The sequence below is a fragment of the Luteibacter sp. 3190 genome, from assembly GCF_031456385.1.
In the GTDB taxonomy this organism is placed as follows: Bacteria; Pseudomonadota; Gammaproteobacteria; order Xanthomonadales; family Rhodanobacteraceae; genus Luteibacter.
Genome location: NZ_JAVDUO010000001.1, coordinates 1,956,441 through 1,970,456, shown reverse-complemented (window position 1 = coordinate 1,970,456; position 14,016 = coordinate 1,956,441). Strand labels below are relative to the sequence as shown.

At 65.4% G+C, this 14,016-nt stretch carries 13 protein-coding genes and 2 tRNA genes; 11 read left to right on the top strand and 4 right to left on the bottom strand.

Annotated elements, in window-relative coordinates:
• The first annotated feature begins 66 nt into the window (after positions 1–66).
• Together ispH and J2X58_RS08895 are read left to right on the top strand one after the other, a co-directional pair.
• On the top strand, positions 67–1,008 hold the full coding sequence (gene ispH, locus J2X58_RS08900; protein WP_090052316.1) for a 4-hydroxy-3-methylbut-2-enyl diphosphate reductase: 942 nt from the start codon (positions 67–69) through the stop codon (positions 1,006–1,008).
• 49 nt (positions 1,009–1,057) lie between these two features.
• Positions 1,058–1,133, top strand: a tRNA-Thr gene (locus J2X58_RS08895).
• 265 nt (positions 1,134–1,398) lie between these two features.
• Here the strand turns inward: J2X58_RS08895 and J2X58_RS08890 are convergent.
• Positions 1,399–1,791 carry a hypothetical protein gene (locus tag J2X58_RS08890; RefSeq protein WP_310047658.1) on the bottom strand — a complete coding sequence of 131 codons (393 nt, stop codon included), beginning with the start codon at positions 1,789–1,791 and terminating at the stop codon, positions 1,399–1,401.
• Between the two features lie 495 nt (positions 1,792–2,286).
• Positions 2,287–2,721, bottom strand: coding sequence for a hypothetical protein (locus tag J2X58_RS08885; RefSeq protein WP_310047656.1), 435 nt, complete (start codon positions 2,719–2,721; stop codon positions 2,287–2,289).
• A gap of 154 nt (positions 2,722–2,875) precedes the next feature.
• Between J2X58_RS08885 and J2X58_RS08880 the strand changes: the two genes are divergently transcribed.
• Positions 2,876–3,436, top strand: coding sequence for a GNAT family protein (locus J2X58_RS08880; protein ID WP_310047655.1), 561 nt, complete (start codon positions 2,876–2,878; stop codon positions 3,434–3,436).
• A gap of 15 nt (positions 3,437–3,451) precedes the next feature.
• On the opposite strand, the gene J2X58_RS08875 is transcribed toward J2X58_RS08880, so the two are convergent.
• The gene (locus tag J2X58_RS08875) at positions 3,452–3,712 is read right to left on the bottom strand and encodes a hypothetical protein (protein WP_310047652.1); all 261 of its coding nucleotides are present in this window, start codon (positions 3,710–3,712) and stop codon (positions 3,452–3,454) included.
• A gap of 119 nt (positions 3,713–3,831) precedes the next feature.
• Complete coding sequence (locus J2X58_RS08870) at positions 3,832–4,014, bottom strand: hypothetical protein (protein WP_310047650.1); 183 nt, start codon at positions 4,012–4,014, stop codon at positions 3,832–3,834.
• A 184-nt stretch (positions 4,015–4,198) separates the two neighbouring features.
• Here J2X58_RS08870 and pilV point away from each other — a divergent pair, with 184 nt between their 5' ends.
• From pilV to J2X58_RS08830, 8 genes are all read left to right on the top strand, one after another.
• On the top strand, positions 4,199–4,702 hold the full coding sequence (gene pilV / locus J2X58_RS08865) for a type IV pilus modification protein PilV (protein ID WP_310047649.1): 504 nt from the start codon (positions 4,199–4,201) through the stop codon (positions 4,700–4,702).
• Between the two features lie 11 nt (positions 4,703–4,713).
• A complete protein-coding gene (locus J2X58_RS08860) occupies positions 4,714–5,847 on the top strand; it encodes a PilW family protein (RefSeq protein WP_310047647.1) in 1,134 nt (377 codons plus the stop codon).
• Positions 5,848–5,852: 5 nt separating this feature from the next.
• Positions 5,853–6,536, top strand: a complete 684-nt coding sequence (locus J2X58_RS08855) for a PilX N-terminal domain-containing pilus assembly protein (protein ID WP_310047645.1) — start codon at positions 5,853–5,855, stop codon at positions 6,534–6,536.
• A gap of 20 nt (positions 6,537–6,556) precedes the next feature.
• Positions 6,557–12,031 (top strand): PilC/PilY family type IV pilus protein, encoded by a 5,475-nt coding sequence (locus J2X58_RS08850; protein ID WP_310047643.1) that lies wholly within the window; start codon positions 6,557–6,559, stop codon positions 12,029–12,031.
• Positions 12,032–12,033: 2 nt separating this feature from the next.
• A complete protein-coding gene (locus J2X58_RS08845) occupies positions 12,034–12,456 on the top strand; it encodes a type IV pilin protein (RefSeq protein WP_310047641.1) in 423 nt (140 codons plus the stop codon).
• A gap of 1 nt (position 12,457) precedes the next feature.
• Positions 12,458–12,892, top strand: coding sequence for a DUF4124 domain-containing protein (locus J2X58_RS08840; protein ID WP_310047639.1), 435 nt, complete (start codon positions 12,458–12,460; stop codon positions 12,890–12,892).
• Positions 12,893–12,918: 26 nt separating this feature from the next.
• Positions 12,919–13,494, top strand: a complete 576-nt coding sequence (locus tag J2X58_RS08835; protein WP_310047637.1) for a GspH/FimT family pseudopilin — start codon at positions 12,919–12,921, stop codon at positions 13,492–13,494.
• Between the two features lie 45 nt (positions 13,495–13,539).
• Positions 13,540–13,614, top strand: a tRNA-Val gene (locus J2X58_RS08830).
• Positions 13,615–14,016 lie beyond the last annotated feature (402 nt).

The following is a 14,016-nucleotide window of genomic DNA, read 5'->3' as shown; positions in this document are numbered from 1 at the left end:
TGGAGAGGTCGGGCGCCCGCGCGGCGCCCATCCCCTTTTCACGGCCCTGAAGGCCCCGAGGTCCCCTTGGACATCCTCCTCGCCAATCCCCGTGGCTTCTGCGCCGGCGTCGATCGCGCCATCGCCATCGTCGAGCGCGCCCTGGAGTCTTACGGCGCGCCGATCTACGTGCGCCACGAAGTCGTGCACAACCGTTACGTGGTCGAGCGCCTGCGCGCCGACGGCGCCGTGTTCGTGGAGGAACTGGACGACGTGCCCGATGGCGCCACCGTGATCTTCAGCGCCCACGGCGTGCCGAAAGCCGTGCGCGAGGAGGCCGACCGCCGCCGCCTCAACGTGTTCGACGCGACGTGCCCGCTCGTCACCAAGGTGCACATGGAAGTCGCGCGCCTCGGCCGCGCCGGCCATGACGTCGTGCTGATCGGCCACGCGGGTCATCCGGAAGTCGAAGGCACGATGGGCCAATGGAACCCGGCGAACACCGGCAGCATCTACCTTGTCGAATCGGTGGAAGACGTCGAGGCGCTGGCACCGGCGCAGCCGGACAAGCTCGCGTTCGTCACGCAGACCACGCTCTCGGTCGACGACACCATCGCCATCATCGGCGCGTTGCGCGCGAAGTTCGCCACCATCGAAGGGCCGCGCAAGGACGACATCTGCTACGCCACGCAGAATCGTCAGGACGCCGTGCGCCGCCTCGCCGATGCCGTGGACCTCGTGCTCGTCGTGGGCTCGGTCAACAGCTCCAACTCCAATCGCCTGAAGGAACTTGCCGAGAAGCAGGGCGTCACCTCGTACCTCATCGACGGCGCCGAGCACATCGAGCGCGAATGGCTCGAAGGCAAGGCCCGCATCGGCGTCACCGCCGGCGCGTCGGCACCGGAGAAGCTGGTGCAGGAAGTCATCGCCCGCCTGCAGTCCTGGGGCGCGGGCACCGTCCGGGAACTCGACGGCGAGGCCGAGAACATCACCTTCGCCCTGCCGAAGGAGCTTCGCCTCGCGGGTTGACCGCGAAGGCTTGCGCCCGGGCCCAAGGTTCCCTAGAATTCCGCTTCTCGCCGGAATAGCTCAGTTGGTAGAGCGCGTCATTCGTAATGATGAGGTCGTAGGTTCGATTCCTATTTCCGGCACCACGCATTCGCCCACGGCCGTCAGGTCGGGCACGAAAAACCCGCCAACAGGCGGGTTTTTTTATGGGCCGCGACGGGGCGCTCGTGTCAAGCACCCATCACGCCTCATAAGAACGCCCCGTTACGCGTTGGAGCGCACCTGGGCGCGATGGGGTGCTCGCGGCAGCACCATCACGCTGTTGGAGCGCACCTGGGCGCGATCAGGTGCTCGCGGCAAGCATCCATCACGCCCATGGCGCGCTCCCGCGACATGAGCGGGCGGTGACGATCAGCCTGGCTTCCTCAGTCTCGCCTTAAGCTCTGCAGACAGGTCCGGTCCATGACTGGGGTCGGATGTTCTGGCACACAGGGCGCTTGCCTGCGCGCCGAGCCATTGTTCGTACTTGGTCGTCCTGACTGTCACGAAGGGCTGCCATGACGGCGCGCCGGAACCTTCGCTCGCGAGGAACTCGCCGCACAGCATGGGCTGGGGAGTGCCATCAGATCCCTCGATGCTGGCCAGATGCACGCGGCGAAAGTCGATGGCCGTTGGCGGCTGATGGGCGCGGAAATCACTGGCAGCGGAGGTCAGCAGATACTCGGCATCCGGCGTCTGCTCCATTGCGGCAGCGGTGCCGGTGACGGCCAGCAGGGCGAGAATGAGGGCAAGTCTTTTCGTCATGGCAAAGCTCCTGGCGGGATGCGCTCTCTATTGAGAAACGGCCCGCCGGAGCGGGCCAAACATTCGTCGCGCTACGCGAGTTCGACCACCCTGTCGGCACCTTCCCGAGCTGTATATACCGGCAAGTACTCGACCCCAACCGTTTCAGCCTCTCTCGCGAGTTTGGAACGAGCTTCGGCGAGGAGCTGTCGCTGCTTTGTGCCGAGCGTCGCGTCATCGTCTCGCACGATAGCATTGACGAGTGCGGCGCGGCCTAGGGTTGCCCTTTTCCTTCGCACGCTGAAGTTCAAAAATCGTCGCGCGTGCGTCTCCGACGCTGGCGCTTGGTCGTTGCCCGTAAAGCACGCCGAAATGAACATAAGGACAACTTTGGCTGCCTGCGGCCATGACCGAGACCACCCGATTTGCCAAGGACCAAGCGCTGGCACTGTTCGATGGCAATCGGGCCGCGCTCTGGGCAAACACCCGATCGCGCCCAGGTGCGCTCCAACGGCGCTATGCCGCGAGGCGTGTGGCGTCTTTCAGGAACCGCAGGCCGATCGAGAGGGCCATGTCGTAGCCGGCCATGGCGTTGCCGGGCACGACGACGCTGACGAGCGAAGGGTGACCGGGTGCGAGCGACGAGGCGTCGGTCGCGGCGCTGCGATCGTGGACTTCGATGTAGGGAACGCGCAGCGCGGATAGCGCGTCGCGGACCGGATCGACCAGCGCGCTGGGCAGCTGTTCGGCGTCGACGTCGAGAAGGAGCAGCTCGGCATCGTCGCCGGGTGCTTCGAGGCATCCGCTGAGCTGCGCGAAGGTGTCGCAGCGGCGCCAGGCAAGATCGACACCGGCCGCCTGCGCGCGTTCCCACAGACGGCACATCGCCGAGCTGCCTGGGTCCGGCATGTCCGACTCGGCGTGCGGTCCGGTGATGACGACGATCGACATCGAAGCGTTCCTTGAATGGGGGACGCCAGTGTCCATGCGGGGTGCGTAAAAAAGCTGCGCCGGACGGGCGCTTTCCGGGTAAGCGCTGCGTAAAGTTTCGGCGGCCGTCGATGGCCGGCTTGCCTTACGCCGTCCGAGCGCCGACGATGCGGCGATGAACGGACCTCTCTTTACCTCGCACACAACTCCCAGGCTGCTGCTCGACCGGCTTCAGCCTTCCGATGGACCCATCCTGTTCGCGTATCGCGGTGACGACGCCGTCGCGCGGTACCAAGGCTGGAAGCCGGCCACGCCCGTCGAAGCGGACGATTTCATCGCCCGCCAGAGCGGACAGGCGTTCGCCGTGCCGGGCAGCTGGTTCCAGCTCGCGGTTCGCGACCGCGGAACGGGCAATCTCGTCGGCGACCTCGGCATCCATTTTCCCGCGACGGTCGACGACGCGATCGAATTCGGTGTATCGCTCCGGCCCGAGTGTCAGGGCCGGGGATACGCCCGCGAGGCCATGGCCGCGATGCTGACGCTGGCGTTCGGTGAGTGGGGTTATCGCCGCGCCGTCGGCTCCGTCGATCCGAGGAACGTGGCGAGCATCGCGCTGCTACGGTCGCTGGGCTTCCGGCAGGAGGCCCACCACGTGGAGAGCTACCGCTTCCGTGGCGAATGGGTGGACGACATGATTTTCGCGATGCTGGCGCGGGAGTGGCCGGCGGCCGGCTAGGGCGCCTCTCTATCGTCAGGCGGCGGCGAGCCGGGCGACCACGGCCGCGCTCGGCGGCGGCAGGTGGAGGAGGGCGGCTTCCGGGAGGTAGCGCCAGTCGCTCAGGCGGCGTGGCAACTTCGCTTCAGGAAACGCGTTCCGCAGATCGCGGATCGCGTCTTCCGGCGTGTCGTAGCGGCCCGCCTCGCGTTCGCCGAACAACGCGCGCCAGCGATGTCCGTGGCGAACGATGCGGAAAGGTGCGTTGGCGAAAGTGAAGACGTACTGGGCGAGCATGGAATGAAACTCCGTTCTTAGCCCGCCCATTTTCCGCGCGTTTTCGTGACCACTTCGTGTTGCCGAGGCGACGCCGGTGTGTCGGAGCACATCCCGGCGTCGTGTCGGTGGTCATTCGTTCAGTCGGGCGCCTTCGCGGGTACAAAGGGCGAAACCGGATCGCTGGCGGGGAAGGTCTCCTCGAGCGCATGGTCCTGGTTCTCGCTCGCGTGCTCCTTCCGCTCCTTCTTCTCCGCCTCGGTCTCCTCGTGCCTGGGCTGGCTGTGGTCGGGGTGCTTGACGTCCTGGCGGTCGTGGTTCATGGCGGTCTGTCTCCGGTTGAGGCCTCGCGCCATGGAGCGCCGGAGAGCGTGAAGGACCGGTCGTCGGTCGGTGGATGCCGCTTGTCGGGTAAAACTTGCCACCTGTCGGGCGGCACCTTGCGCTCTGGCGAGCGCGGGATAGTCTCGAACCTGCCGGATTGGGCCCGGCGAATGGGGGATTAAGGTGATTGATCTGGCATCGCGCCGGTCTGCGCGCGGCGTGTCGCTCATCGAGGTCATGGTAGCCATCCTGGTGTTCAGCATCGGGCTGCTGGGTATCGCGATGCTGCAGATGCGCGGTGCGCAGTTCACCAAGGAGTCGGCCTCCCGCACGAACGCCATCCTGCTCGCTCGCAGCCTGGCCGACTCCATGCGGGCGAATCCGTTGGGAGCACACCCCAAGTCCGGCGACAGCGCGTACGTCTTCGACGGTTCCACGAGCTACTCGGACGCCGATTGCACGACGACCTCCCTCGCCACGCCGGCGGACGTGGCCAAGCGCGACCTCGCGTGCTGGTCGGCCGCCCTGCGCAAAGGGCTCCCGGCGCCGGTGGACAACAAGCCGCAGGCGACGGTCACCGAGAACAAGACGCTCGGCACGCTCGTCATCACGGTGTCCTGGACGGGCGTGGCGGACGACGGCGAGACCGACCCGAACCAGTCCTACAGCTTCAGCTTCCTACAGTGACGGGCCGCCCGATGCAAACCTTCCGACGCGGGGCGAACGGCTTTTCGCTCATCGAGCTCATGGTCTCCCTGGTGGTGGGCCTCGTCGTGCTCGCCGGCCTGGTCAGTGTGCTGATGGGCAGTCGCCAGGCCTACAGCCTGCAGCAGGGCAACAACTTCAACCAGGAAAACGTCCGGTTCGCGGCCACCCGGCTGGCCTGGTCGCTGCGGATGGCCGATTTCTGGGGCGGTGTGAAGCCGGGCGACATCAAGCCCACCACCAACGTCGCGGGCATCGGCAACACGGGATGCACGGCCGCGTGGGTGCTCGACGTGGGCGACGCGACGCATCAGAACGGCATTCATGGTTACGACGGTGGTGCCAGTTTCCCGATCGCGGACTGTGTGCCCGACAGCAACTACGTGAAGGGCTCGGACGTGGTGGTCGTTCGTTACGCCGATACCCACGGTTACGATCCGGACAAGGGCGCGACGACGCCGCGCTTCGACTCCACCGACCTGAACGTGGTGCCGAATCAGACCAGCATCTTCCTCGTGGCAGGCGTCGGCCAGCAGGCGTCGTTCCTGCGCCGGGACGATGCCGTGCCGGCGTCCACCGTGACCACGCCGACGGGCCGTTACGTCTACCCGTTCCAGCTGGAGATGTATTACCTCCGGCCTTGTGCCGACCCGGGTGCCGACGCGCTGTGCGGCACGTCCGACGACGGCGACGCGGATGCGCGGACTCCGTCGCTGGTGCGCATGCGTCTGGATCCCAGCGGCGGCCTCGTCTCCGAGGTCGTCGTCGACGGCATCGAGCAGCTCAACTTCGAATACGCGACGCCCGTTGGCAGCGCTGGCGCCAAGCCCGGCCAGTTCGTCAGGGCTTCCGACGCCAACTGGGAAGCCGTGACCCAGGTGCGCGCCTCGTTCGTGGCGCGGTCGAGCGTGCGCGACACGCGCATGCCGCACCCGGCCGTCCTCACGCTCAGCCCGCATTGCGCCTATGAGATCTCGGCGACGGGCGGCGTGACGTACCCCAGCGTCACGGATACGAACACGTGTCAGCCGAACACGCCGCTTTCCGCCTATGGCGACAACCCCCAGCAGTACGTGCGCACGCTCAATACCCAGGTCGTGCTGCTCCGTAACCGGGTGCGAGGATGACTTCGATGCAGACTCCCATGCAGACTCGCGGGCAGCGAGGCATCGCCCTCTTCGTCGGTCTCATCTTCCTCGTCGTGCTATCGATCGTCGCCGTCATCGCCATGCGCGGCACGCTGGTCGAGATGCGCATGGTCACGAACTCGGCGCGTCACGAATCGGCCTTCGAGGCGTCGGAGGCGCTGCGCAGCCTGCCCGTGAAGCTCTTCGACGAGCATGTCTACGCGCGTGGATGGCCCACCTCGTTCAAGGGCGACGTCCCGGATTCCGAGTTCACGTATTCGACCGACATTCCTTCGGATCTGCTCGCCAAGGCGAAGCAGTCCCTGCAGAACGATTGCGGGTCGGGTACTCCCACGCTCTTCTACGGGCAGCTTCAACCGGCCTGCGGTACCGCACCGAAGGAAACGCTCTACGATCCCAGCACCTGGCGCCCGGACATGATCATCGCGATCTGCGATACCGGAACCAAGTCGTGCGCCGGCGATGTCAGCGCGAAAGTGGCGATCGTCCCCGACGGGTCGACCCTGAGCAAGGGCGCCGGCGGCGCCCAGGCCGCCGGCTACCGGGGACTGGGCATCGGCTCGGCTTCCGGCGGCGCGGAGATGTTCTTCGAAATCCGCAGTATCGCCACCGCTCCGGGCGGCGGCGCCGCCACCACGCACACCCAATACCACCAGATGATCCACTGATGGCATCGAGGATCCGATCGATGAAACGTTTCCCCAGCAACCGTGCGCGATTCTTCGGCGCCGCCCTCGTCGCCTTCGTGGCGGGCGGGTTCGCCGCTTCTCCCGCCGCGCGTGCCGACGCCATCTCGGACGCCGCGACCCAGCGTGCCATCAACTACGCGCTCGATCCACCGCTGGGCATCGCGGGTGCGGCGCCGCTGGTGATGCTCAACCTGTCGCGCGACCATCAGTTGTTCTACAAGGCCTACAACGACTTCACCGATCTGGATGGAGACGGCGCCCTCGATACCACGTACAAGAACTCGCTGACGTACGCGGGCTACTTCGATCCGAAGAAATGCTACGAGTACGCCTCCGGCGTCTTCACGCCGAAGAAGGCGGTCGACGCGAACAATTACTGTACGAGCCAGTGGTCGGGCAACTTCCTCAACTGGGTCTCCATGACGCGCATGGACGAGGTCCGGAAGATCCTGTATGGGGGATACCGGTCGACGGATGCGACGGATTCCACGGTCCTCGAGCGCGCGTTCCTGCCTGCGGATGCGCATTCGTTCGCCAAGTTCTACAACGGCAGCGACATCAACAAGCTGACTCCGTTCACGCCGCCGTCTCCCCCGTCGGTCACCATCAATTCGGTGGCTATCAAGACCGTCACCAGTCAGAAGGGTTCGCCGAAGTACTCGGTCGACTACTGGAGCCTGAAGTTACCGGTATCGCTGTCCACACTCCTGCCCCAGGTCGGCGATCAGATCCGGGTGGTCACCTCGGACCGGCAGACGATCCTGGCGCCTGTCGTGAGCGTGAACTCCCCCGCGGGGTACGTCGAGCTCTACGTCCAGAGCGGCATGGCCACGCAGGCGGATACCAGCGGGAACGTCACGCCGCTCGCTTGCACCGGGTCGAACTGCACCAATACCATCGACCTGATGAAAAAGGCGTCCTCCTGGACCGTCACGAACATGACGCGCACCGGGATCACGTTCTGCAACACCACGGCCGTGGCCAGCGGGCAGGCCTTGTCGCAATCGGTGACGAACGCACCGTCGATCCGGATGGCGTTCGGCGACTACGCTCTCTGGGCATCGAACGAGAAGCGCCAGTGCCGCTGGAACGGCGACGACAGGGACCTGCAGAACGGCTTTGCCGACGGCTTCCGCAGTAACGGCAACCGCATGGCGTATTCCGGGTTGAGTTCGTCGGCCGAGAATCCGGTCAACGACGGTGTCACCACCGCGGAATACACGGCCCGTGTGGCGGTCTGCGTCTCGAAGGCGCTGCTCGGCACGGAAAACTGCAAGCAGTATCCGGACGACAAGACGGCGACGAACAAATACAAGCCCATCGGCCTGCTGCAGAAGTACGCGGAGAACGGGAACATCAAGTTCGGCCTCGTCACGCCGACGTTCGACCACAATGCGTCGGGCGGTGTCTTGCGCGCCGCCCTCCCGGGGCCCGGTACGAACGACGGTAACTTCATCTCGAACGAGATCAATCCGGCCACGGGCCAGATCATCACGGGTACCAATGCTTACAAGGGCATCATCGCCAACATCAATGCCCTGCGCATCTACGGCTACAACTACAACATCGACGACAACTACGGCTCGAAGAACGGTTGTACCTATCAGCAGATCGGCATCGCCAAGACGGCGGATGCGAACAACCGTATCGTGCAGGAAGGCAACTGCTCGTCATGGGGCAACCCCATGGCGGAAAGTTATATCGAGACGCTGCGGTATCTCGCCGGCAAGAAGCCCAACGCGACATTCGCCAGCGGCGACGAGGACAAGGGCCTCGGCATGTCGGTGGTCGCGACCTGGAACGATCCCATCAGCCAGGCGAACTTCTGCGCGGCGCTGAACGTCATCAACTTCAACGCCAGCTCGCTGAGCTACGACACGGACGATACGGGCGGATTCGACGACCTGGCTTCCGGCAAGTCCGTGGCGGCCTGGACGGACCTGATCGGCATCTCCGAAGGCATCAACGGCAAGAGCTGGTTCGTAGGTAACTCCTCTGGCACGAGTGTCGGCAACGACCTTTGCTCGGCCAAGAACGTGACGTCGTTCTCCAGCCTCCAGGGTATCTGTCCGGAAGTGCCCGCGCTCAAGGGCGGCTACCTCATCGCCGGCGCGGCCTATGGCGCGCACGTGATGCCGATCCGAAACCTCGGCAAGGACGCGGACGGGCAACCGATCGTGCCGAGCGGCGACCATTCGTCGCTGAAGGTCAACACGTTCGGCGTGCAGCTGGCCACGAACACCCCGCAGATCCGGGTGGCGGTGCCGGGCGGCGGCGGGAAGTTCGTCACGATCATCCCGGCCTATCGACTGACCTATGTGACATCGGACAACAGGACGCTGATCGGTGGCGGCGCCCTGGTGGACTTCAAGGTCCTGAACCAGTCGTTGAGCGCCGACGGCACGAAGGCCACCGGTACGTTCTACGCCGTGTGGGAAGACAGTTTCGCCGGCGGCGATTACGACCAGGACATGTGGGGCATCATCTCGTATGAAATCACCGCGACGACGGTGAACATCACCACGAAGCCCGTCGCCGCGTCCACGAACCAGGGGCAGGGTTTCGGCTACATCATTTCCGGAACGACCCAGGATGGGCCGCATTTCCATTCCGGCATCTACAGCTTCTCCTACAACGACCCCTCGTCGATCAATGTCTACGACGCGACGGGTACGACCAAACTCAATGCGACCACCGGTCGCATCAACACGAGCGGCGGCTGCAACCAGTGCACGGTGTCCGACCAGGCGACGATGGCGAAGTACACCGTCGGTTCGACCGGTGCGAACACCCTGAGCGATCCGTTGCTCTACGCGTCGAAGTGGGGCGGTTTCCGGCTCGACCCCAACAAGGCGGATGGTACCGATACGCCGTTCAACGACATGAATCCGAGCGACACCAGCAAGTGGGATAGCTCGGGCAAGGGTATCCCCGACAACTACTTCCTCGTCAGCGACCCAGGCAAGCTGGAGACCTCGCTGGATGCGTTGTTCCGCAAGATCCTGGCGAAGATCTCGTCGGGCACGGCGGCCGCTACCGTCTCGAACAGCGCCAATGGCACGGGCGTCACGTATTCCGCCCTGTACGAAGCGGAGCGCACCGACAACAACGGCAAGCGCGCCACCTGGATCGGTTCGCTCACGGGATTGTGGACCGACCAGTACGGCCTGCTGCGCGAGGATGGTAACCACAACGGCCAGCTCGACGACTACAACACCGATCCGGTCATCGAGTACTCGTACCAGTCGTCCGCCCAGCGGACGCAGGCGATCCGCTATACGAGCACCAATCCCGACACCTTCGTGAAGGGGTCGCAGACCACGATCGAACTCACGGACCTGAACTACCTGTGGAATGCCCGGTCCGCCCTGTGGGATCCGACGCTCAACACCGCCACGCAGCGCGACTACGGTCAGCCGTTCAGCAACGCGAACGGCCGCTACATCTTCACGTGGATCGACACGAAGATGGACGGGACGGTCGCCAAGGCCGACGTGAAGCCGTTCATCTGGGACGGCACGGGGAGTAACGGCTTCACGAGCACGACGTACCGCTACCTCAACACGAACACGACGACCGAGGCGCAAGCCATCGTCGGATGGATCCGCGGCACCGAGAGCGCCGCGCTGCGCAATCGCACCGTGGATTACGGTACGACCGCGGCGCTGCAGAAGCGGGTCACCCGCCTCGGCGACATCGTCAACTCGACCCCGCTCGTCGTCGCCGCGCCGGCCGAATCGTACGACCTGCTCTACAACGACACGTCGTACGCGAGTTTCCGCGCCGCGTATCGCAACCGGCGGCAGATGGTGTATGTCGGCGCCAACGACGGCATGATCCACGCCTTCAACGCCGGCTTCTACAACACGAGCTGCCGTGCGTTCACGACGCAGCCGACCGACAAGGTCTGTACGAAGGACGACCGCAGCCTCGCAGGCGGGAACGTGACGGCCCGCACGGCGCATCCGCTCGGCGGGGAGGTGTGGGCGTACGTTCCGAAGAACCTGCTACCGCACCTGCGCTGGCTGACCGACCCCAACTATCGCCATACCTACTACGTGGACGGCACGCCCATCGCGTTCGACGCGAAGGTATGGACCGCGTCGACCAGCGACAAGGTCCATGTGGGCGGCTGGGGCACGATCCTCGTGGTGCCGTTCCGTCTCGGCGGCGGCAAGATCGACATCGATACATCCACCACGAGCACGCCGGCGTCGAAGACGTTCGAGTCGTCGTACGTGATCATGGACGTGACCGATCCGGAGAGCCCGCCGGTGCTGCTCGGCGAGATCGGTTTCGCCGGCGCCCGCGCCTTGTCCATTCCGGCGGTCGCCATGATTCGCGACGTCACCACCGGCAGTCCCAACCGCTTCTTCCTTGCGATCGGTTCGGGCCCGACGGATGCCACTCGCGTCGCCTCGTCGGAGAACCTGCGGGTGAACATCTACGACGTCGCGGCGCTCGCGACCGGCAAGGCCACGGTGGTCAAGACGTTCGATCTCGGTAGCTCGAACAAGGGAAAGAAGAGTTTCGCCGGCGACCTGATCGCATCCGACTACAACCTGGACGGCAAGGCGGAGGGCATTTATTTCGGCAGCGTCTACGACGCGGGCACGGACACGTTCGGCGGCCAGTTCTGGAAGGTGACCATCAACGGCGAGCCCGATGCGACCAAGTGGACGGCCGCGCAGATGCTCGAACTCGGCGACGGCACGAGCAACGGCATGCCGGTGACCATCCGGCCCACGCTCGGCCGGAACGACCGCGGTGCGCCCATGGTGTTCTTCGGTACCGGTCGCATGTTCACCACGAAGGACAAGGCCACCTCCGACCAGCAACGCGTCTACGGCATCATCGACACGTCCCTGCTGACGACCGGCGATCCGCAGGCTGGCCTCGCTCTCACCCAGGGCGCGCTGGTCGACGTCACCGGGCTGAACGTCTACACGGACAAGTCGATCAGTGGCGTGCCCGATGGCAGCCTCATTCCGAAGGGCACGAGCCTGTTCTCCGCGCTGGAATCGGTGTTCGACAACCCGAAGGTCGGGGGCTGGTACCGAAATCTGACGAAGAGCGGAACCAACCCGTCCGAACGCGTGGTCAGCGCGCAGTCCCTGCTCGGTGGCCTCCTGCTGACGGCCACCTACATTCCGGGTACGTCGATCTGCACGGGCCTCGGGACGTCGAACCTGTTCGCTCTCAACTACAAGACGGGGACAGCCGACCCGGGTGCCTTCTTCGGAACCGACGGAAGCAGCACCAAGCCGATGTCGGTGCCGTCGGTGTCGCTCGGGCAGGGCCTGCCGGCGCCGCCGAGCCTGCATGCGGGCGATACGTCGGACGACCGTAACGGCGGCAAGAAGGTGACCGCGTGCACGCAGACGTCGACGGGCGCGATCATCTGCCGCGATGTCGTTACACTCGATCCCGTGACCAGTGGCGAGACGTCCTGGCGCGAGCCCCTGGGGAACTGACGATGATGCAGACACGCTCCACCGTACGCGGCTTCACGCTCATCGAGCTCGTGATCGTGGTGTTGATCGTTGCGATTCTCGCCGCCGTGGCGATTCCTTCGTACCGTCGTTACATCGTGCGCTCCCACCGCGTGGACGCCCAGACGGCGTTGCTGGACCTCGCCGCGCGGCAGGAGCGCTTCTTCTACTCGAACAACGCCTATGCGGACACGCTGGCGAAGCTGAACGCGCAGTCGACGCTCGCCGGCCCGCTCTACGAGGTGAGCGTGGCGAGCGCGTCGAGTTCCGCGTTCGTGGTCTCCGCCAAGGCGCTGGACGGTCAGGCGAAGGACGACCACCAGTGCAAGACGTTGACCCTGAACAATGTCGGTGCCCAGGGGTCCACGGGCGATACCGCGAATGACCCGAAGTGCTGGAGCAAGTGAGATGAGGCATGTCATCCATGGCCTCGCGCTCGGTCTGGTTGGTTTCGCGTGCGCGGCGTCGGCGCAGAATGCGTACAAGTGGACCGACGCACAGGGCGTGACCCACTATTCGGACCAGCCTCCACCGGCGGGCAGGGCGGCCAACACGATCCGGTTGCAGGGGAGCAGCGAGCCGCGTACCGATGGTTCGCCTTCCGCGGTCGCGACATCGCCTTCGAAGGCGCAGGCTCAGGCGCTCGACGAGGCGGACGCGGCGGCCCGCGCGCGTAACTGCGAACGCGCGCGGCAGAACCTCACCACGCTGGCGAGCGGCGCCATGCTCGTGGATAGCACGGACCCTGCCACGGCGAAGCGGCTTCAGGACTTCGAAGTGGAGGATGCGAAGCGCCGGGCGCAGGGTGAGGTTTCCACTTATTGCGGGACGGCAGCCCGATGAAGGGGGCACGCGCGATGCGGAAGGGCATGGAAGGTTTCACCCTCGTCGAGCTGATGGTGACGGTGGCGGTCCTTGCCATCCTCGCGGGACTGGCGGCGCCTTCCTTCGCCGATTTCATGCGGCGCAACCAGGTCACCTCGCAGAGCGCCGAGTTCCTCGGGGCGCTACGGTTCGCGCGGGCGACGGCGATCGAGAAGAATCAGTTCATCTCGATCTGCCCAAGCGCGAAGCCCACGGATGCGAGTCCGCTTTGCGCGGACAGCAACGATTACAGCCAGGGCTGGATCATGTACACCGCCACGGCGGCGAACAAGGCGTTCGAAAGCGGTAACACGCTGGTGCGGGTAAACCAGGCGGCGCCCAACATATCCCTGCTTGCGCCGAGCGCCGGCAAGGTGATCACGTTCAGTTCGCGAGGCGCTTCCACCGCCGGGACGTTGAGATTCCTTCTCTGCTCACGGCGGGGCGGTGACGCGGGCCAGAGCACGCTGCGCGCCACCGGCCGTCGGATCGACCTGCAGGCGTCCGGGCGGGCAGGTATCGCGCCCCTCGACGGCTCGGCCTCGACCGATCAGGCCGAGAAGTACTGCAAGCCGACGTGATCCGTTGACGGTGGTGCACCGGTGACTTAGAATTCCGGGCTCGATGGGCGGTTAGCTCAGCGGTAGAGCACTGCCTTCACACGGCAGGTGTCACAAGTTCGATCCTTGTACCGCCCACCATCGAATCGACGAAAACCCGGCCCAGCGCCGGGTTTTCTTTTTTTCGGGACGGCCCCACCAGGGTCGCCGCAGTCGCACCGGCGCACGCCGGTACCCACGGCCCGAGTGGCTGGCAGGCGACATCGCCTCGGTGAAGGTGGTCGCCGTGGATACCGGCGTTCGCCGGTATGACGAGCGTGGCTGAGGCAAGGGGGTGGCCCGTCGCACCGGCGCACGCCGGTACCCACGTCCCGAGTGGCTGGCAGGCGACATCGCTTCGGTGAAGGTGGTCGCCGTGGATACCGGCGTTCGCCGGTATGACGAGCGTGGGTGAGGCGGGGGGCGGTCCGTCGTACCGGCGCACGCCGGTACCCACGTCCCCGGTTCGTGGGGAGCGAGGGCGCCAACCGCCGTGGTCGCCGG

Excerpts from the sequence above, each read along its gene's own strand:
- J2X58_RS08890 (WP_310047658.1), bottom strand. The coding sequence starts at position 1,791 with ATGACGAAAAGACTTGCCCTCATTCTCGCCCTGCTGGCCGTCACCGGC.
- J2X58_RS08885 (WP_310047656.1), bottom strand. The coding sequence starts at position 2,721 with ATGTCGATCGTCGTCATCACCGGACCGCACGCCGAGTCGGACATGCCG.
- J2X58_RS08880 (WP_310047655.1), top strand. The coding sequence starts at position 2,876 with ATGAACGGACCTCTCTTTACCTCGCACACAACTCCCAGGCTGCTGCTC.
- J2X58_RS08875 (WP_310047652.1), bottom strand. The coding sequence starts at position 3,712 with ATGCTCGCCCAGTACGTCTTCACTTTCGCCAACGCACCTTTCCGCATC.
- J2X58_RS08870 (WP_310047650.1), bottom strand. The coding sequence starts at position 4,014 with ATGAACCACGACCGCCAGGACGTCAAGCACCCCGACCACAGCCAGCCC.
- J2X58_RS08860 (WP_310047647.1), top strand. The coding sequence starts at position 4,714 with ATGCAAACCTTCCGACGCGGGGCGAACGGCTTTTCGCTCATCGAGCTC.
- J2X58_RS08855 (WP_310047645.1), top strand. The coding sequence starts at position 5,853 with ATGCAGACTCCCATGCAGACTCGCGGGCAGCGAGGCATCGCCCTCTTC.
- J2X58_RS08850 (WP_310047643.1), top strand. The coding sequence starts at position 6,557 with ATGAAACGTTTCCCCAGCAACCGTGCGCGATTCTTCGGCGCCGCCCTC.
- J2X58_RS08845 (WP_310047641.1), top strand. The coding sequence starts at position 12,034 with ATGATGCAGACACGCTCCACCGTACGCGGCTTCACGCTCATCGAGCTC.
- J2X58_RS08840 (WP_310047639.1), top strand. The coding sequence starts at position 12,458 with ATGAGGCATGTCATCCATGGCCTCGCGCTCGGTCTGGTTGGTTTCGCG.
- J2X58_RS08835 (WP_310047637.1), top strand. The coding sequence starts at position 12,919 with ATGGAAGGTTTCACCCTCGTCGAGCTGATGGTGACGGTGGCGGTCCTT.